Annotated in this window: 15 protein-coding genes; 1 reads left to right on the forward strand and 14 read right to left on the reverse strand. The window is 32.8% G+C overall.

Annotated features, from left to right (window positions below):
- Positions 1 to 309 precede the first annotated feature (309 nt).
- Entirely contained in the window at positions 310 to 1602 is a 1293-nt protein-coding gene (locus tag MK119_RS23305) for a DDE-type integrase/transposase/recombinase (RefSeq protein WP_290683977.1), read from the forward strand.
- 282 nt (positions 1603 to 1884) lie between these two features.
- On the opposite strand, the gene MK119_RS23310 is transcribed toward MK119_RS23305, so the two are convergent.
- The 14 genes from MK119_RS23310 to MK119_RS23370 form a co-directional block, all read right to left on the reverse strand.
- Positions 1885 to 2772 carry a hypothetical protein gene (locus MK119_RS23310; RefSeq protein WP_290683979.1) on the reverse strand — a complete coding sequence of 296 codons (888 nt, stop codon included), beginning with the start codon at positions 2770 to 2772 and terminating at the stop codon, positions 1885 to 1887.
- A 6-nt stretch (positions 2773 to 2778) separates the two neighbouring features.
- Positions 2779 to 2973: a hypothetical protein gene (locus tag MK119_RS23315; protein ID WP_290683981.1), complete on the reverse strand. Its 195-nt coding sequence runs from the start codon at positions 2971 to 2973 to the stop codon at positions 2779 to 2781.
- Positions 2974 to 3598: 625 nt separating this feature from the next.
- Positions 3599 to 4357: a hypothetical protein gene (locus tag MK119_RS23320; protein WP_290683983.1), complete on the reverse strand. Its 759-nt coding sequence runs from the start codon at positions 4355 to 4357 to the stop codon at positions 3599 to 3601.
- Positions 4358 to 4494: 137 nt separating this feature from the next.
- On the reverse strand, positions 4495 to 4935 hold the full coding sequence (locus tag MK119_RS23325; protein ID WP_290683985.1) for a DUF4279 domain-containing protein: 441 nt from the start codon (positions 4933 to 4935) through the stop codon (positions 4495 to 4497).
- Between the two features lie 3 nt (positions 4936 to 4938).
- On the reverse strand, positions 4939 to 9933 hold the full coding sequence (locus MK119_RS23330; protein WP_290683987.1) for an RHS repeat-associated core domain-containing protein: 4995 nt from the start codon (positions 9931 to 9933) through the stop codon (positions 4939 to 4941).
- A gap of 12 nt (positions 9934 to 9945) precedes the next feature.
- The gene (locus MK119_RS23335; protein ID WP_290683989.1) at positions 9946 to 16209 is read right to left on the reverse strand and encodes a hypothetical protein; all 6264 of its coding nucleotides are present in this window, start codon (positions 16207 to 16209) and stop codon (positions 9946 to 9948) included.
- Positions 16210 to 16222: 13 nt separating this feature from the next.
- Positions 16223 to 16903, reverse strand: coding sequence for a hypothetical protein (locus MK119_RS23340; protein ID WP_290683990.1), 681 nt, complete (start codon positions 16901 to 16903; stop codon positions 16223 to 16225).
- 3 nt (positions 16904 to 16906) lie between these two features.
- Positions 16907 to 17497, reverse strand: a complete 591-nt coding sequence (locus MK119_RS23345; RefSeq protein ID WP_290683992.1) for an outer membrane beta-barrel protein — start codon at positions 17495 to 17497, stop codon at positions 16907 to 16909.
- A 10-nt stretch (positions 17498 to 17507) separates the two neighbouring features.
- A complete protein-coding gene (locus MK119_RS23350; RefSeq protein WP_290683994.1) occupies positions 17508 to 17960 on the reverse strand; it encodes a hypothetical protein in 453 nt (150 codons plus the stop codon).
- A 165-nt stretch (positions 17961 to 18125) separates the two neighbouring features.
- Positions 18126 to 18659, reverse strand: coding sequence for an OmpH family outer membrane protein (locus tag MK119_RS23355; RefSeq protein WP_290683996.1), 534 nt, complete (start codon positions 18657 to 18659; stop codon positions 18126 to 18128).
- Between the two features lie 39 nt (positions 18660 to 18698).
- A complete protein-coding gene (locus MK119_RS23360; RefSeq protein WP_290683998.1) occupies positions 18699 to 19097 on the reverse strand; it encodes a LytTR family DNA-binding domain-containing protein in 399 nt (132 codons plus the stop codon).
- An 837-nt stretch (positions 19098 to 19934) separates the two neighbouring features.
- A complete protein-coding gene (locus MK119_RS24475; protein WP_366512864.1) occupies positions 19935 to 20219 on the reverse strand; it encodes a sigma factor-like helix-turn-helix DNA-binding protein in 285 nt (94 codons plus the stop codon).
- Complete coding sequence (locus MK119_RS23365; RefSeq protein WP_290684001.1) at positions 20212 to 20367, reverse strand: hypothetical protein; 156 nt, start codon at positions 20365 to 20367, stop codon at positions 20212 to 20214. The genes MK119_RS24475 and MK119_RS23365 overlap by 8 nt, the downstream gene beginning before the upstream one ends.
- A gap of 73 nt (positions 20368 to 20440) precedes the next feature.
- A complete protein-coding gene (locus MK119_RS23370; RefSeq protein ID WP_290684003.1) occupies positions 20441 to 20722 on the reverse strand; it encodes a hypothetical protein in 282 nt (93 codons plus the stop codon).
- Between the last annotated feature and the right edge of the window lie 706 nt (positions 20723 to 21428).

The raw sequence follows: 21428 nt of genomic DNA on the forward strand, positions 1-21428 counted from the left end.
TCAACGAATGCATGTAAAACAGGGAATGCAGTAAAATGGTCTAAAAAACTTGGAAAGTTGGCGGTTTACGAGAAGTACACGTATAAAAAAAGCCACCCTAATGGATGGCTTTTGAAAGCTTTGCTCCCCCTCTTAGTCGATTATCGAACCGCATTAGTTTGAATTTTAGCGAGTTAACTGTTTTTTAGACCCTTCTTAGACATCGAACCAGTAGTATTTTTCTGTAATTTGGTTCGAATTTTCGAATCTAGATCGATTCGATTTTCATATTGAGAGATTTTAGTTTTTATTCTTTTTTTGTTTCTTTTGATGATGCAGATTTACAAAAAGTATCATTCTGATGTCAAAACATCCTATGCTCTTGGCATCCATGAACAAGTCCTTCCATATTCATTTACCAAAAATATTGCCCGAAGTACATCCTTCTATTGGAAAAGGGAAGACCCACAAAAATATATTGGTGGTGAGTTCGCTGATAAGATTCAGAGTTCACTTGATGATACAAAACTGTTTCTTGATGAGCGATTGGTTTTAAGTCGAAAAGCGTTTGTGCAATTTGCGCGACTCTATATCACTATTATCAATTTGATTGGAAAAGATAGTATGGTCACTCTTATCAAAAACAATCGAGACGTATTTCTTAATACATTCGAGAATTTTAGCGATGATTTTCCTATCAGTAAGCATGTCTTGCTTCGTTTTCTGGGTATTTCTAAACATCGATATATGGTCTGGCTTAATGAACGTGCATCTTACTGTAACAACTCTATCATCGGTCAATGCTTTAAACGAAGACCGAATCAAATTTCTCCTATGGAAATTAATGTCTTGAAACGATACATGAACAACCCCAAATACAAGATTTGGTGTATTCGATCAGTATGGGGTAAAGCCGTTCGTGACGGTGCCATCTCTATGGCGGAGTCTACGTGGTATAAGTACGTTCGCAAACTTGGGTTTTCAAAAGCTAGAAAACCAAACAAGATTAAACGTAAACGCGGTTCATATGATGCTTCTCGTCCTAATGAAACGTGGCATATGGATATTTCGCATTACAAAACCTTTGATGATGTTACTTACTATATTTATACCGTGGTTGACAACTTCTCTCGGAAGATCATTTCATATGATATCTCTACACAAAAGTCTGCTAAAATCAGAACTGATACGGTAAAGCAAGCTATCAAAAAAGAATTTGGTGTTGATCTAAAAGATCGTAGCCTTGACCTTATCGTTGATGGTGGAACCGAGAACAACAACAAAACTATTCATCAGTTTATTCAAGAGTGTCAGCTTACTATTAATAAGAAGATTGCACTGAAAGACGTAACGTTTTCTAATTCCATCGTTGAAGGACCGTACAAGATTATGAAATCATATTATTTTAGAATCAAAAAAATACTTTCTACAACCATCAGACAAGAACTCGATTTCTTTGTTGAGAATTACAATAATGAAAAGCCCTGTAACAAGCATAAAATTTATACGCCAAATGAAGTACATATGAATCCCAAACTTGCCGAAGCTAAACTTGTTCTAAATAAATCCAATAAAGAACGATTAGAATACAACAAAAACTATTGTTGTAAGATCGCTGTGTAATTATATTAGATAAATAGATACTTATTTCACTTTTTTATCTCTCAATACGTCAAAGAACATAATTTTTTCACCCTTTCTGCAAGAGGTGTTTTTTATTCGTGATTTATATCACATCTTAATTTCAAAGATAAATTTTTTGTCAATTGTATACCTTCGAAAATTAATGTGAATCCTAAAACAGTAGGTTCGAATTTTCGAACCCACTGACCTAGAATCACTTATCTTATTTACATTTCATCTACATGATTTATTTTCAAACCGTTAGATAATATGTCTATGATCTTAATTATATGGCTTCTCAATAGAGGGAGCCTTACAATTATATTGTATTATATAATCAGTATTACTCCAAATTTTATCAAATAATTTATTAGTACTCCGCTCTTTGATATAGAATTTTTTCTGAGAAGCAAACCAATAATAATCTAAAATTTCTGAATATGATGATGAGCTATCATTTAGTAAATACACATAATTTATCATTTCATTACTTAGATTATATGATTGAATTGAATCTTCATTTAGATATGATATTGTATTTAATCCCCCCAGCCACATTACATTAATGCCTTTACACGGAACTTCCATGATTGATTTATTATTCAAATTTAAAATAAAAATTTCGCTATTTTTATTATAAAAAACCAGCCTTCCATCATTTAATGACCATGGAGTTTGATACATATAAATATTATAATTAAATGCATGTTCATATAATAGTTTTGTCCCATTTCCATTAAAAATCCTTAAAATACTTTTATTATTTGCTCTAAAATATATTATTGCAATTTTATCTCTTCCAGATGAAATGTAAAAATCATTAATTCTTTCATAAGAATATTGCTGTAATTGTATTGATGATAAAATTTTAAATTCATTAATATTTTCTAGCTTTAAAATATCATAATACTGATTATTTTTTTCTCTTCTTTTTAGATATAAAGTATCACTTATGATATGATTATTAAGCAATGAATAACTATACATACTAGAATTAGGTAATTGTATCTTATTTCCATGAAAAAATATTTCTTTTATAGTCGTTCTTTTAGTAACGTCAATAAACTTATCTTTTATAATTTCATCCTGAAATTCAACACACTTGTTATCAATCTGTTTAGAACAAGAGACTAGTATTAGGATCAATATTAATTTATATATAATTTTCAAAATTATCTATTTTTTATATTTATCAGGTAAAGGATTAGGCAAAGGATTAGCGATTCTTTTATCTGGTTCTCCATTCGTAAAATAAACTGTCCAAGAAGAACCTGGTTTAGCAAAATCGCTAGGTATTGGTCCAGACCAAGGAATGTCAGTATGACCAGCTTCCAATGCATCTATTGCAAAATGTTTACAATTTTGAAACAATGCATTATAAGGATATGGTCCTACAGCATTATCAGCATACCTAATAGCTTCACCTTTATTGGGAACATCTATATAATATATTCTTATATCTCCCCTTCGACTACCACTTGAATCAAAACTCCAAAAATCACCATCTTTTACATTTCTTTTTCTAATAATACTTTTAGTTCCACTTGGATACGCTAAATCTCCATATCCTTCACTCCAAGTGTTAGTCCAACTTGTAAAACCATGTATAACATTTCCATTTTCATCAAATGGATGAGAGGCTTCCCAATAGTCCCCAGTAAGTGGATTATAAAGAAAGCTATGTGTTGAACCTCCTTCTACTACTACATAAGCAAGTTTTCCTTCTCCAGTAGAGTATTTTTTGAATGCGCCTAAATTAGCACTATAATCATCATAACCATTGGTATCCCAACCATTTTTACCATAAGTCCAACTAACACCACTTCCATCAACTATAGTATCACCTATATTACCTTCAGGGGATAATAACGAAATTTCGAACTAACTGATGGCAAACAACTTAGATCTTCAAAGCCTTAACTATCAATATTTTCCCATTCATTCCGTATTTTTTTATCTAGATAAGCTTTTTCTATTAATGAGATGGAGAGCCCATTTATTCCATTATAATTTTAAATCCTTTTTTAAGAAAAATATCTGTTAACATAACTAAATAATTATCTAATTTTACAGAAAATGTTCTTTCTAACTTTGCTTTGTTTTTAATGATTATTGTATTGTTATTTTCTACATTTTCAAATAATTTTTCTAAATTTTCTTCTAAATCATCTAAATCTCCAGCTATAAAAAATCCTTCTTCTGAAATTTGTTCTGCATATAAAACAAAAAAATGGGGTATAGTGAAAATAACGCTTCCGTCGATAATAATTTTTTTGTTATTAAATGATTGTTTAATTCTTTTTGTCAATCTGCAAGCTTCTAAATAAGCATACTGCATTTTAAGAAACTTTAAATAATTTTCATTTTTATTACTATAATAAACTGCATCAATAACATTTTGATCATAATTATAATAATAATATTCATATTCAAAATCGAAATCAATATTTACATATAAAGAAGTATGTTTTTGTCCATTATATATAGGAGTGGATATAATCAAAGTTCTTAAACAAAATCTTTTTTTATTAATATTATCCATATCAACAAAACAAATTTCAATATCAATGTTTTTTAAATTATTAAATTTTTCAGTATTTGTTATTTTAAGATTATAAAGATATATCAAAAACACATTTTGATATTCTTTATCTTTAATGTAAATCTCTTCTATACTATATTCATCTAAAAAAATGTAATCGCAAAAACCTAGATATTCATTATTATGTTTAATATTACAAATTATATTTTTCATATTTTATGTTATTCTTAGTGTCTAATAAATATATGTTTGCATCATTAAAAATGTTCATAAAGTTTAAAATCATATTGCTATAAATGCTACGATAGTTTGTATAATAGGAATGTGCTTGAACATTTAAAAGCCATACCCTAATTTATATCATTACAGTCTTCATTATAGAAAGTAAAACTTATTTCTATATCTAAATCTTTGATAAAAGAAATAAACTGTCTGGATAGTTCTATAACAGGGTAACTTGAATTAACTATTGTAATTTCATAATTCAAATATGATTCATATCCATATTTTTTTACATAATCAAAAATATATTCCAAGTTCTTCCAATTATCTAAAAAATCTTTATTACATTTTTCCAAACTAATATCATCATAAGAATATTCAAATAAAATACTAGTCTTTCTAGGAAAGGGCTGTATCCCTATGGAGTTTCCAAAATCTCTATAACCATTTGAACCAATATCCATTGTTCTAGCTAGTTCTGGTAGTTTTTTTTTGATTCTATCAATTGTTTGTGCTGATTCTAAATCTTTAGATTCAATAGATAATCTTAAAATGATTTTTGATTTCATAATCTAAGGTTTATCGAAAATTTCCATTATAACAGACTCATTTTGTTTTAATCTTAGCTGGCCTTTTCCTGTTTTACTATCAACAAAGATATCCCATTTTGAATCTGCACCATGATAATCTTTTAATTCATGAGCATCTTTATATCCTCTTTCTCTAGAATATTCATTTGCCTTTTTATTAGAGGAAAGTCTTTTATAATTACCTTTATCACCTCCTGAACTATGATTATTGTTTCTACTAAAATAGTTTACTAAACCACTAATTTCTGAAGCCGTACCATAAATACTAGCCGTACCAACTGCAGTTGCATGTACAGTCACTGGAGCTGAAACAGGTGCACTTCCGCCTCCAGACAAGGCAAAACTACCTCCAGCTCCAATATACTCAAAACCAGCCTGCCATATACCAAGAGCATTTCCTGCTAATTTACCAAACCTTGCTGATAACTCATATTCCCCAAAATCTGCCGCATCAGTAAGTTCATATGTCCCAAAAGTAGTGTTATTATTGGCTAATGTGCCCCAAGCAGTAATTACAAAAACAATAGTATGCCCAACTGCTTTTGTGAACCAACTTGATGAACTTTTTCGCTCTGCTGTTATATGAACAGCTGGCAGAAACACTCCAACATCAATTTCAACAGGATTAACATCATTTACAATTGTTGTGTCATAACCTTCTGGAAGATAAGAATTGTCACTGCAAGGAGGATCAGGGCAACCTCCTCCAATTGTAGAGCCTCCATCAGGATCAATTAAAGATATAGGATTATTTCCCATCCCTAAATAAGGGCTGTGGAATTCATTTTTAGGATCAACCGTTAGCCATCTACCTATCCTACTATCCCATAAACGCAACTGAAACGCCTCTTTTCCTGTTTCTGGATCTTTCTCCTGTCCTTGATATGCATATCTATAATTGCCATCAGTGATATTTCTATCAGGCATTGGCATCCCAAATGGATAATAGTCAGTTTTATTGGTTAAAGATAGGGCATTGTTTCCATCTTTCATAATCACTGCTCGTACATTTCCTAAATGATCTGTAAGTTGATAAGCATACGTTCCTTTATCTTCTAAACTATTATCTCTATAAAACACACCCAATCTGCTTGCACCATATACTGGTTGTTCCTTAAGCGCTAAAGCACCTCCTTGACCATTATACTGTCTGTAAATTGCAATTGGGTTTCCTACTACGTCACGCACATAGATAGTTTTAAATACATTTCCGAAGTTATCATACGATTCTTTTCTAACACGGTACCCTAAGTCATTATAATAAAATGCCAAGGCTGGTTTCATCGCCGCTTGTAAGTGTAAATTGTCTATTTCAAAACTTTGATATAAAGGTCTTGATTGTCCAATACCAACAATGGAAGAGGTTTGTGTACCATTATTATCTACATCTATTTCTAAATAGATCTTTTCTCCTGTTGCCACAAACTCAAAATGCACTTGCTCTAGATGTCTATTACAATACATAATGTTGTTGGGTGAGATTGTAATCTCTTGAATTAATGTACCGTCTTCTTGTTTTAATCTAACTATTGCAGTTGCAGCAATTGGCGTCTTAATATGTGATCCATTAATCATTTTCCCAACCTGTTCCTGCAATACAAATAAATCGAAGTCTAAACTATGATAGGTGTTTATCATAGTTCTAAATGAGGTACTTGCCATATAAGGGTTTGGAGCTACTGCTGGATTTGTATTGAAATTGAATTGTAACCTGTTATGATACAAATTGTTATCACCATCAAAATCTGTACAATAGGTTGGAATAATATCATTTGTTTGTAAAATGATCACATTACCTTGATCTATTTGATCAGAGTTATTAGCAAAAGAGACACGGACACTTCCGTCAGTTACTATCCAATCATTAGCATTTACTTGAAGTGCATTTTCATAATCTTTATTAAATATAGTGTAAAACTGCTGCGTGTTTTGATTGCTAAAGCTATTGATTTTTGTGACTAGTCCAGCAGCGTTATACTCATAACTGATCTTATCTTGTTTATTTACCACCAATTGTCCAATACTATTATATACATAGTTTGCATCAGCCTCTGAACTGCCTATGTATTGATTTTTTAAATCATCATAACGATTTACATCCGTATTGTCTCCTTGATCCTCTACTGCAACTAATTGATTGGTTCCTGCTTTATAATGATACGTAAAATTATCCATACTATTGGTGCCTGTTCCATCGGTATATCCATTTCGTTTGAGCGTTTGAATATTTCCGTTGGCATCATAGGTAAGATTACTAACATCATAATCCGTGTTGCTGCCTTGAAAATCAGCTCCCGTTAGCCACTGATTTTTGTTGTAGTTATACGCATACCCTCCCACAGAATTTCCTTGTGTATTCCACTGAGCTGCTTTTATATTTCCATTGAACTGATCTGTAGCATTGATTCCAGTAGCTGCTACAGGAGTTGGTGTGCCCGTTCTAAGATAATCGCCATTATAATAGTCGATTTGCATCCCGAAGACATCAGCAACAAACCCATTATTTCCATCGTTTCCAGGATCACTGCTTGGAGATAAATTAGCACTATTGATTGCTTTGAGCTGCCCTGCTAGATTATACACATAGTCAATTCCTTGTAAGTTTTCCGCCAGTTCTACCCGCACTACTTGTCCCGTTTCATTGTAAATATAACGTGCTTGTTCTTTATAGGTAATAGAACCTCCAGTTTGGGTAAACGCACCATCATTAGGAGTACCTGTGTGAACAATGGTAAGTTGTCCTGCATCATTATAGGTATATTTATGAATAAAACGTTCGCTATCTTGATGACTTTGGTAATCTACTTTTACAACCTGACCTGTAATGTTATCATATTCATATTGAATCGTTTTTGGACAATCAAGTCCTTCTATATCTTGTATAATCCATTTAACCCTTCCGTACTGATCATAACTATACCATGTAGTAGCCGTTTCTGGATTTTTTGTATAGGTTTTTGATACGTTTCCTGCAAGATAGGTTTGTGTATAACCTCGTTGTGAAATACCACATTCACTAAGGCGTTGTACTAAATCTGCATCAGGAACATCATACAATGTGAAATGCTGTTCTTCACAATACACATCATTGAGTCCGTCCATGGCATCAACTAAACTCTCAGCACTGTAATAATCATACAGCTTTAAATCATTAAAACCATTATTGTCCAATCGGATGCTGGCATCTACCACTAATGTTCCTGAATAATAGTGTTCTGCGATTCTTAACACTTCATCATTCCTTTTATAGTAGACTGTGTTTCCAACTCGCTCTACACTTAACACATCAGAGGTGTTGAGTCCCATTGCATATCGCACATAAGTGTTATCAGGATTTCTTATAAAATCTCCATTCTCTAAGATATAAAAACTTCCATTCCCTGCGTAAATACCATATTTCATATTGGTAAATGAAGGTGTAGTAATATTATCACTAGGGTCTGAGAGTCCAACAATTACATAATTTCCCGAAGCACTATTGATTTTAAAAGTAATTTTACCATCACCTAAAAGCTGTTCTTGTGAGTTAAAACCTGCTTGCCAGTATGCATAACCAGCATCTTTAGTATATGTTGTACTGCCACCAAAAGAGCTAATTGTTACATTTTGCAAATTAATTGGAGTGACGGTTATTCCTGTTGTATTTCCATTAACGGAAGTATCCACATTAAAAGGAATATCTTGACCTTTATATACACCACTTTCTACAGGACGCCCCAACTGATCATAATTCGTATATGAAAAATAATTGTTCTCAGCCTGCTTGCTATTTTGAGAAAATCGTATTTGCCCATCTTTACGATACTTAAAACTTGCAATACCCTCATCTGGACTCGTTGTATTTTGTGCTTGTCCTAACGAATTGTATGAGTAAGTACTTGCAAGTGAAGCTCCATTGGGCTGTGTAGATTTTAATACTCTGCCTGCTTTGTCGTAGTAGTTTAACGTGTAGTCATGGTAATTTACCGTATGTGTAATGCGAATTGGATTATACTCATCATATACATAAGAATCTAAATCAGCGATTGCTATTCTGTAAAACCCTGCTGATAAACTAGCACTTGAACTTGTAGTTGTTACTAGGCTTTCTGTCACTAAATCATAGATGTTTAGTGTTCTTCCCCCAAGGTTTTGAACAGCGATTCCAGTACATCCTACTGGTATATGAATATCTACAAATCCTAATTCCTTAATTTCAACAGTAGTATTGATAGGATTTAAAACCGTTCCTTCTTCATTTCCACTTCTAGCAGCAGCTAGTGTATTTCCATCAGTATCAGTAAAAACTACAGTTTCTATACCATGAATATCTCTATTTACTGATTTTATAATTGTCTTATTATTGTATGATGGATCGGCAAATGCCCAAGCACTTGCAAGTTCTTGCCCTGCTGGCATAACAAAACTATAGCCTTGTTTCCACTCATTATTAATTTTATTTCCTCCAACTACCTTTTTCACTGCTCCTGGATTCATTTTACTATATACTGTCCTTGAAAAAGGATAATTCGTAATATCTTGATACAGATTGGTGGTATTTTGTGTGCTGTAATAACTCCCTAGTGGTGAATTTTCAGAAACACTCCTTGGATTTTCACTCAAACTTGCCATATCGAAATCCAATCTACTATAATCTGCCCCAAAATTATTTTTAATAAAACCAGTAGTTCTCTCAAACCCATAGCCTGTTGGAGCATTGAGAGTTTGTACAGCTGATCTTCCATGATAGTCATAAAGTGTTTGAGTTGTCCAAACTTTAGATGTTAGAATATCCCACCTTTTTGTTTCCGTTGCTTTTCCTAAATGGTTAAAGAACGACACTCCTTTGCCTGCGGTTTGTCCATCTAGTTTATACGAGATGGAACTCACCCAATTGGTATTTTGCTCATTGGTAGGTGTCGGTGGTTGCTCTTGTGCGCTAAGTAATAGCGACCAAAGCATCATTATAAAACTTAAAACTTTATATTTTGTATACATCTTTGTTGCTATTTATTTTTTTGTTATCTCATTGATATTATACACTTTATTTATTTTCCCTTGAGCATTTCGCTCTATTACAGTTCCAGTTGTAGCATATTGCTCATGATCACTATTTGATGACAGTATTAAGCTTTGATCAATTGTACTTGAGGTACACTCTAAATAAGTGTTTATAATGGGTGATTCGTAAAAATTTCCTGTCTCAGTATCAATGACTTTATATTGAAAAGCATGATATCTTATATATTGATCTTTACAAGAGCCTGATTCCACATAGAAATAAGGCGTGCAAAATATACCTTGTGCATTAGATACTGTGGTGAAATTTGACCATTGATTGTTAATCACATCATATACTTTATATTGATACTGGTAATTTTTATGTTCTGGCTTGATTACAAAAGGACGGAAAGTAAATCTTGAGTCTGTATTACAAGCATCATAGTTCTCAGAAATCTCAATATCAGCCCATTTTTGATCACTTACCTCAAAGGTACACCCTGAGATTTCTACCTTATCTTTCTTGATCACAGATGTACCAGTAGTAATATCGGTTACCTTAACTTCAAACTCCCATAGTTTGTCATAAGAGTTATTCTTGTCATTACAATAAGCAGCTGCAAAAGGAATGGCCTGTTTGGATGTCCCATTTATAAAGTCAGAATACGAATTGTTACTTGTATCTGTAAGCCATCGCCACTGATAATTATAACTTCCCGAACCATTTTGTGGCGTAACTTCAAATACTCTTGTATATGCACCGTTTTCAACTTCCTCTAAAGACGCACTTAAACTTTCTCTAGAACTTGTAGTAGCCATAGCATCACAACAGCCGCAATCACTATCATACATTCCTTGGTAATGGTATTTATTTTGACTTGTGATTTTAAAACCTCCAGTAAAATCAGAAGTATTGGCTACTTCACTATAAGTAGCACATAATCGTCCTGCTTTATCATAAACATACTTTGTTCCAAGGTTATTTCCGTTTAAAATATATAGAAGTTCATCAGTATCATCATCATATACATAACTGTTCATGGAGGCATAAATAGGATGCATTCTAAAATCATCATATATCATTAAACTTCCCGCTGGAATATTTGATAAATCCGTGGCTGCTCTAATATACATTTCAAAAGAAGTATTGGGAAGTAAATCCACGTAGTAATTTAGTAGTGTCCAATCTCCTGCAACTACATCTTCACTATCATTTCTGCTAATAGCTGTACCATTTTGAATTAATCTAATATTTTCAATTGGGTCTTTTTTGATACTATATGCCCAAAAAGAAACCTTGTATTTTCCAGGTCTAAATGTTTTAGAAAGATCATAATGATCTGATCCTATTTGACCTGTAACTTCAAATCCTTTATCAGAAGTAGAAGAAATATTAATAGCATTATTCCCAGTATGCGCCTGCTCTGAAGTTACATACTGAACACCTCCAACTTCTCCATCAAACATAGTTGCATTGTAGCTATGTTCTGCTCCAGAATAATACATCTCAGAATAACGTGCATTTCCACTTGCTACGACATATTTATCCTTGTTAGCTAATTTAGATGATGCAAAATTACCATTGATATCCTTTGTTTCAATTGGAGAAGACCAATGCGTATATCGAGTAATTTCCGAAGTTTTTTGCCAATTAGTACTGACAGGAGCATTGGTATTCCAGTTAAAGTAATCATTTTCTCGATCTAAAGTCGTTAGAAAAGTTCCATCTGTAGGATCAACATCTTCTTTCCAAACATAACTTTTATGTTTCCGCCATACATCACTTTGTTGACTTTCATTACCAAGTCCATCTCGGTAAGTCCAAGTATCATTCCACGTGGTTATACTTGCCGCAAGCGTACTGTAATCCGTAGACCAGTTACCAGTTGCTGACCAATCAACAATTTCTAATGCACCTTGTGTCAACATGTGTTTATTGTTTGGATCGTCTACTTTTGAACCCATCGCAGGGTATTTCGTGTAAGCAGGCACTTTTTCTTCTTTTATAAAGCTACCATCAGCTAGCTCTGTTATTTTTCTTCTAAATGCTCCTGTATGGTCATCCGCAAATTCGTATTTTTCTGTAGTTTTTCCAAGCTGAGAGTAATTAGTAACGCTTTCTAAAACCGAACTATAATCTGTTCTGGATGATAAAGACAATAGTCTTTTCTCCAGAACAGGAGATACATCATTTGTATTGGCTCTGAAAATAGATTTCATACTCTGGAAAGATTCAGTAGTACTTCCTCTATTAGTGTAATATGCTAAATCTGCACCACTACGATAATTATTCTCCGTTTTACTTACGCGTTGACCGTGGATATTAAACTGCTCTATACTTCTGAATTTTCCAACTAATGAAGTATTCACTTTTAAGTGGATTTTCTTTGCATATACATTTTGGTCTGCATGTAGTAATCCATCAGGATGTCCATTAGCGTTTTCAACTTCTGCACTGAATATTTCTACATTTTGATCGTCATACATCGTAAGACTTGGGTTGAAGATATCATACACTGGTTTAAGTGTATGGAACCTATACCTAGTTTCTCCAAGAGAAGTACCTTGAGAAGATTCAGATTCCATAGTGACATACTCATACATTACACCAGCTCCTGGTAATTCTGATTGATAAGGGATAAATTTCAATCCATTTGTTGGTGAAAATGAAGTTATTCCAGATGATTTATAATTTCCAATATCTTTTTGTTTATTAGTACTCGGTACATTATAATAATACTTGGTTGTATACGTATTATTATTCTCATCAGTCATTGCAATTGACTTCACTCTAATTCCTCCACCAGTCTCAGCTCTTGGAACTGTATTAGCAATTAGCTTATAATTAAGATTCATAGTCCATGTGTAGGACGGATGTGATTGTGGGCAATCTTCATTGGCGTACAATCCTGAGTTTTTCACATCTCCGTTGTAGCTATTATTAAGACTAAACCAGTCTGGTGTTGTCCACCAACCGATATGATCATCAGAGTTAACATATTCTACTCCTGCATTGGCTACAAATTGTAGCTGAAGATTCGTTTGTGAAGCCGCCATTACCTCCACAGGTTTATTAATATTAATTTTTACATTTCTAGAACTTCTTCTGTTTAAGCATCCTGATAAGTTTAATTGCGTTTTCTCTCCAACAGTAAAATACTTATCAAAATCAATTTCATAATTGAGCCCTGCAATTTTTCGAACATCTAGATTAATAGAATATTGTGTTCCATTACCACTAATATCAGTTGCATTGAACTTAAATTCCAATTCATCACTATGAGCAGACCAGAACTTTCTTGAAAAACCTTCTGTATGATAATCATCTTCTTCATAAGTAAAATCAAGTACAGCTCCAGTTGGCATAGTTATACTTTGCAAACTCCAATTATCTGGTCCATAGTTATTAGCATATTGTAGATAGTATTGATTGTATAAAGATTCATAATTTGTATCCCCTGGTACTGTATTATGAGTTGTTTTTAAATATTCATCTAAGTAATACTGTTCATCTATAAAGCCCCAATCATCTTTAGCCTTTTTAACTTTTTGATTTACATTTTCCTGATGACCAACAGGGTAGCTAAAATTTGTTCCTTTATAGTCAAACTTATAAGAAGGCATATAGTTGTATAAATCTCTTCCCAGAAATGCTACTTCTTTTAAGGTGAGTCTTCCTTTATCTGGATTTCCTTTATCTCCAGTACAAAAATAAGAACTAGGAGAGTTTTTTGCCAATTCATAATTATAATTTAACTGAATCGTTTTGGTTGCTTTAGAATAATCAAAGTTTTCAAAATCTGTAACATCATACACACCACTTTCATTATGAATGAGATAATTTGGATATGAATTATACTCATTAAAAAAACCTCCTGCTCCAATAGGCACTCCCAGTTGCGTTGTTCCACCTGCATAATAAGACGGCTTATAAGAATCATCTTTTGTATATCCTGGTAAATTTTTCGTGTTTAGAGATGTAGTTCCTGTAGACTTAGAGACATTATCAAACTTTGTAGGAACAACAATTATTTTATCTAAATAGAGTTGATATTCACGTTTGTATTCAATACCTGGCTCATAAACCCATGGAGAAGCTCCATTTCCTGTATCATCATCTACCTTAGTTACTTTTGTATAAGAATATACAAATCTGTCATTGGATGGGTCATTCAAAGGGTTATCATCATTATCTCCATAAGCAGCCGTAGCATCATAACGAATATCTTTTACAAAATATGCTGTATGCGTTTGAGAAACTACCTTATCTAAATAGTACAAATCTTTTCTTCCGTATTGGAAGTTTCCAAAGTCTTTATCTCCAATCTCTTTGTCTATGTTTGTATGAAAATTAACTCCATCATAAGGAGTTCTCCAAACATATCCTTCTGACCATTTTCCATGATCTAAGCGCACCCAATAACCATAATCACCATGATCAGGGTACTCTCGATTGTTATCATTTTTAATATAATCAGGCCCTGTAATTGCCGTTAATAACCAATGTGCGGCATACGGTGTAAGTTGTCGTTTTTCATTTACATGATCTCCTGAACCATCTTTTAAGTTTGTTCTTTCAACACGTTCATAATTATAAACAGGTAACGAAAAGTGATACGTTTTTCCATCTGGAGCTGTAATTTTATAACCTCCTATGCCTTTATCATCATACTGAGCCATATTTCGCTCTGAGTTTGGCAAACTCTCAGGAGCCATAAGTCCATAAGCTTGTCCTGTACGTATTTGTTCATTGGTAAAAACCTCTACATAGTTACCCGATCGTTTACGCTGATTATCAACAATTCTTCCTGTAGGCAAGTAATTCTGTAGTGTTTTATTCGTTGCATTATTAAATGAAAAATCATTGGTATAATTAAGTGGATCAATTACTGTATTTTGAGTAAAGTGACCTTTAAAATAAAAATCAAAATTATTCCCTAACTGTTTTTGAGGAAGGTAATCGCCAGTACCAGAAACACTGTTATGATAATAGACACGCATTTTATCATCCTGAGCACTTTGCCCTTGATTCGGATACTTTCCTTTATATCCCATACCAAATAATGCTGCATTTTCAAAAATTTGTGGCTGCATACCTCCAGAAATTCCGGTAGCATTTACCTCATAAGAATCATAGCCTGCAAAAGAAAAATTTAATTTTCCTCTATCAGTTCTATAATCTGCTGAAAATTCTTCTTCCAATTGTGGAAGTGCTTGGTCGTACATATCACCATATACAAATCTATTTTGATAATCTCCAAATCTCTGCGCACTAGGAATTTCGGAATTTATTGAATTATCAGTAAAAGCAGCATCTCTGGAATATAATAAACCATAACCACTTTTATCATATCCCTTACTTAAGGAATATTTTACTTTTTGATAACCGAAACTAAAACTAAATACACCTGCTTGAATAGGTATAAAAAAACCAGAGCTTCCAATATCATAATCTCCAGCAGAATAATTTCCAATGGAAACACCACCTCCACCAGCAGTCCCTTGATTATACGCTCTACGATTGCTAAAACCACCAGAAATTGAAAAAGCAGCACCTGAATTTGACAGACTAACACCTAATCCCGCTGTCATATTACCTGTCCTTCCTCCCACATTTAGTCCTACAGAGGGGGCGCCTCCATTGATAGTTCCTGATACGGAAAGACCTCCTCCAACTCCATTGTTGTTTGCCTTGGAACTACCAAAACCTCCTCCAACTCCAAAAGAATAGCTGAGATCTGTAGAAAAGCTTGCATTAGCAGCTCCAAGTGAAGCAAACACAGAACCACTTAAACTCTTGTTAGAACCCCATGAGAGTCCAACACCAACTTCAGCTGTTTTTGAGAGTCCATATCCTACGTTTACGCTGTAGATATCTTCAGAATCTTGAAAGTATATAAAATCTAAAGCCTTTCCATTATTCCAATCATCTGGTGAAGCAGTTACACCACGGGCAATAGCTCCTGTGTTAATATTCCAACCCAATCCTGTCCATGAAGATTCCATATCCAATGGAACCCCTGAGTGATAGGAAAGGGTAATTGGAAATTCTCCTACGTTTAAAAGGGGAAGTACATAAGAGGTATCTCCAGTAGCCAAATTCACCATGTCAGTTGCTCCAACTGGCTCAAATCCTGATGCCTCGGGGGCATTAGGTCCATTGTTATTTGCCATCATATAATTCACAGGAATAATACTTGGTAAAAAAACAAACAACAATGTAAGGGCGATTAATCGTTTCGAAAAATCGATGTTTTTGTGTTCTTTTTTCATTTGTTATGCAATTTTAGTTACAGTTTTCATTATAATACTTCACTATTTCTAGTAAATTTTCACTCTTATAAGTTTTATCTTTGATTTTTTTGACAAGTGACTCACAGTCCTTAAAATATTTTGATGCTCTTGTTTTGAATGAGCTAAATCCGCTTCCTTGCATTAAATCCTTAGGAAGTTCATCGTTTCTCCACACATATAACTCATTGTGTACAAAAGAGCCAAAATAGTTGTAATGCATATGTGCAATACCTTGATGAGAAAAAATAGGTGTTACTCCTGAACTGCCACTTATTCGAACAGTTCTTCCTATAAATTTCACTTTACCATCCATTATAAGTTCCACAAAACGTTTGCGCTTTTTTCGCTTTTTTAAATACGTAGAAATGTAAATAGCCTTTCTAGTTTTTGATATTTTTTCTCCATCTTCTTCTACTTCAAAAGTGATGGTAAAAACAATACGATCTATCTTTGATGGATAAAGCTTCTGAATTTTGGCATCTTCTGTTTTTCTATAAAATGCTCTGTCTTTAGCAGGAATAATAGATGGAATACCTTGTTTTGATAATCTTACCTCGCCAGTGAGCGTTTCTCCGCTTTCAAGATGAATTTTAGCTGGTGTCCAATCGTATTGACCATAACTATTAATAACCATAAATAGCATTGCAAATACAGTATAAATTCTATATTTCATATACTATTTGTTTATAAATTTATCTATGTCTATAGTTAGTAACGCATACACTCCAAATAATTTTGATTTTATATCTGTATCAAAGGCGTTACTAAGTGAATAGTCAAAGATTAGTTCCAAGCCTAAAAACTTAGAGAAATTTGTTCCAAGACCGGCATTTAAACTAAACAGCCCGCTCTTATAACCTTCTTTTACATCAACTCCTTCTGTAGTTTCTGCTCCAGTTAATAAAGAATAGCGAAATCCTGATTTAAGATAAAAACCTTGATTGTAAGATCCGTTGACATCAAATTTCAATTTCGGACTCAAACTGATGTAACTCAATCTTGTTCTTGGATTTATATCAATAGTTCTCTTTTCAAAAGCTACATCCGTAACAATCCCAAAATGATCATTTAACTTGTAATTTCCATAAGCTCCAAGATAAAAACCTGCATATTCTGGAATAGAATAAGAGCCATTCGAATTAAATGAAACATCTCTATCGGTAAGCATAGAATAGACGTTTGTTCCAGCAGAAACCCCATAAGATAGCTCTTGTGCTTTTAGTTGAAGGCAAAAAATAATTGCGGTAATTAATAATAGCTTTTTCATGAAAATCGTATTAGTTTTTAAATGTTAATATTGGTTCTTCTTGTATGATATGTGTAGGAATTTTAAATTTTACTTCTCCCGTCCCTATTCCTAGGTCTCTCAATGTTAGATATAAAAATTCTGATGTTAACTTTTCTTCATCTCTAGGGTATACCAACATAATCGTTGTTGCATTACTCATTCCATACATGCGTGGATATACAAAATCTGTCATTACTAATGTATCCTTTTGCTTGTTATATAGATATAAATCATCTCGCATTCCAAAAGCTAATTGTTGTACCATTTGACCAAACTCATGACGATCTTTCGGAAGTGTGTTTAGTAATTCTTGATTGTTGTGTGACATCGAAAGATTAAAATAGATATACTTATTGTATCTAGTTCGCAATCCTTCTATATCTTCATCTTTATTGTTTCCTTTCAAATCTTTACTTACGAGTAAATCAGTTGGCTTATACATGAGTGAAAAATTAATTCCGTTAACAGTCTTTTTTTGGATGTACTCATTATTTTTATCTTGTATGTAATTTAAAAGCTCTTGTTCTGTATCAAAGCTAGTTTGTGAGCAACTCAACACTAAAAAGGAAATAAGTATTATTAAAAATTTGATTCTTAAATTCATATCTTATTTTCCCTTAAATTCTGAATTTAAACCTTCTAATACTTTCTCCGTGAGATCAGTCCCATCTGCGGCATACATAATATTTCCGTTACCGCCTGCACCAAATATGATTCGATATCCATGCGTTTTTCCATATTCCCTTACATAATCATTAATATCATTAATCACAGTTTGTGTTGCTTTTTGATCTTCTTGTTGAAATTGCTTTTGCACTGTTTGCCTGTAGTTGTTAATTTGTTGTTGCTTATTTGACAATAGTTCTTGTTGTAGTTCTTGCTCTTTTTTAGACATTGAAACGCGATCTTTTTCATAGCGTTTTAATTCTTTCTGAAAACCAGAATTTAAACTATCAATATTACTCTTTAAAACAACTGTTTTTTCTTGTAATTCGTTACGAACGATTTCTGTTCTTTTGTAACCTTCTACTAATTTATTCACATCAACGTAAACCAATTCATTCGAAGATTTTGGTCTAAATATTGAAAATAATGCTATTACAATAGCAACAATAGATAGGGGTAAAGTGATTTTATTCATTTATTTTATTGATTAGATTTATTTTGAATATGTATACTATTACACTGCCACTTTAAATGGCGTATAGGATTCTTGATTTTTAACCATTTTAGAAATCACTCGATTTTTTCGGTGACTGATAGGCAATACAATCTCACCTCTTAAATGCACCAAACGATAGCGTGGCTCGTAAAGTTTTAAATGATAAGGGTTAATAAGATATGAACGGTGAATTCTTGAAAAGTTTCTATCTGAAAATAACTCTTCATAGTAGCCAATAGGTTTACAACTCAATACTTTTGAACCATCTCTCAGATGTATCCACGAGTAACACTCACAAGCCTCTATATACAAGATGTGTGATTTTTCTATATACTCACCATGGTTTTTTGTACCTACTAGAAGATAGTTTTCAGTATCTCTAATCTTCTGCCTTGATTCTTTTTGTAGTAGTATCATTTGCAATACGTTTTAGTTTATTATTCTTTTTAAAATCGATTGGGGAAAAGGCAGTTGGTTTTAGTCTTTGGGGATTAAAGGAAAATACTTTTTCATTTTTGTGCAACATTATTTTATAAGCGTCGAATTTTTCAAATAAGCGTTGAATTTTAGATCATTTTTTATGGTTTTTCCTACTAATAAAATGTTAATGGTTTTTTTAAACCTAAATCTTATCCAGCAAAAATCATGAAATAAATCATAATTTTTACTCTATTTTTTATGAGGATTCTGTAGTTGCAGGAATTTTTTATCTGTATCTGGTTTTTTGTAAAAATCAATATTCTTTATGGTATGAGCAATCCCTAATGAGTGTACTTGTCTGTACATTTAGTAATCTAGTCTAATTGCCATTTTTTTTGGATATTATCATTGATTATTTTTCCATGTTTGTATGCTTATTTTTTTATAAATAGATATTAAATAGCTATAAAAAATGATGCGTACTTCATTTTTTATATAAATAAGTAATCCCTGTAATCATAATTAATTACATAAAAGAATATAAAGATATTTTTTGGGAAATATAAGTTTTAAAATTATGTGACTAGGGGATTAACTTATTAAATAATTGTTATTGATATTTAAAGAATAACTGCGTCAAAGATAATTGTTTGCTAAGTATTCTCAAAATAATATGATCCGGAAAAATCTCCTTTTTTATTTCAAAAACTAGAGAATATTTTGTAGTAGTATCTGACAGAGAAAAACACTTCCTTACCTTTAGAAGAAAGTGTTTTTTTATATTTAAATTGTTTACATATTCATATGAACAATCTTAAGTTTTAGTATATTCTATTATTCCTTTTTTATTTGGTAATTAATCTTTTTTAGTAGATAACAACATTTAGCTACAATCTGGTTGATTCGCGCACTACTAATGCCGTAAATCTCTGCAATCTCCTTGTAAGTAAGCTGATCCTCCCAGCGAAGGCTAAGAATATCAAAACGCCTATCGCCTACAAGCTCTTTAATTTCTACCTTATGCATCTTAAAAAATTCCTCTGAAATATGATAACTATTACGCGGACTTAAGTTGCATTGATATACGGTAAGTCTCAGTGTTGTTTGCAAATCAAACATGACGATCTATTCGATGACGACTACGAATAATAATCCCACAGGCACGTATCATACATCTGTTGAGCTCTTGTCGTGTCATACCATATTGCTGTGAAATCTCTCTGTAATTTAGTCCATCTAAAAAGTATGCATCACAGACCTGTCTCATTCTTTTATCTTTCAAAAGCCTTTGAATCTTACTATATCTATTTATATACAAAGACAGTAAGTCATCGATAATATTAGTTCTCATAATCGTTCTTAACCAGTCCTGTTAGATGTGCATGAGTATACATAAGTGCAAAACCATCAAAGATGCCCATGTGGTAATGCTCAGAAATTTTAAAATTCCGCGGTGGTGCTAAAAACCGTTGTAAGTCTGGATACCAACTCGCCAGTGTCTTTGAAATTCCATGTTTAGATGCATCTCCAAAGAGGGAAAATACTCCTGCAATATCACTACGCCTGTAGCGATATACCTTAACATCGTGCTTTTTTGCATGCGCTTCTAAAGTATCGATCACCTCCTTAACACGCCTACTGGTCGTATTGGAATCGTCATAGTCTTTTAGAATAACAACCGCTGGGCGATACTGTCTGATAAATTTTTTAAGACGAGTTACATAATTTGTAGGGGAGAGTTTCCTAAATTTTCCGATACCATAGTTAATAATATCCCTCGGAAGCTCACACACCACATAGCCCATACCATTTTGATTGGGATAAATGACCACCATAATATTACTTCTCGGCATAGATTTCTTGTACATTATTTAGTCGATCCGTAATAATATCAAGCAATTCTAGTCGTTTATATACATTCTTTGAAGCCTTGGTATCTAATAACTCTTCCTTAAGGGCGTCACTTCTAAGTAAGAGTTCATATAGAGATTCCTTAATATGATTTTTACACAATCTCTCTATGGGTATCTTAAAGACCAGATAGGATGCTAAGACTACTTCAAGACATGGTGTAACCTGTCCTGATTCAATTTTTCATAGATTCCCAACATGCATTCCTACCAGTGTTGCCATATCTTGCAACAAAAATCCTGTGCGCCCTCTATAAATTGTTAAATAATTAATGGGTGATAATATGCAACCTCAAAATTTAAAACTGTAACCTTTTTTGCAACCTCTTTTTTGATGGTTTTCAACGAATGCATGTAAAACAGGGAATGCAGTAAAATGGTCTAAAAAACTTGGAAAGTTGGCGGTTTACGAGAAGTA

The organism is Kordia sp., from assembly GCF_022447245.1.
Classification (GTDB): domain Bacteria; phylum Bacteroidota; class Bacteroidia; order Flavobacteriales; family Flavobacteriaceae; genus Kordia.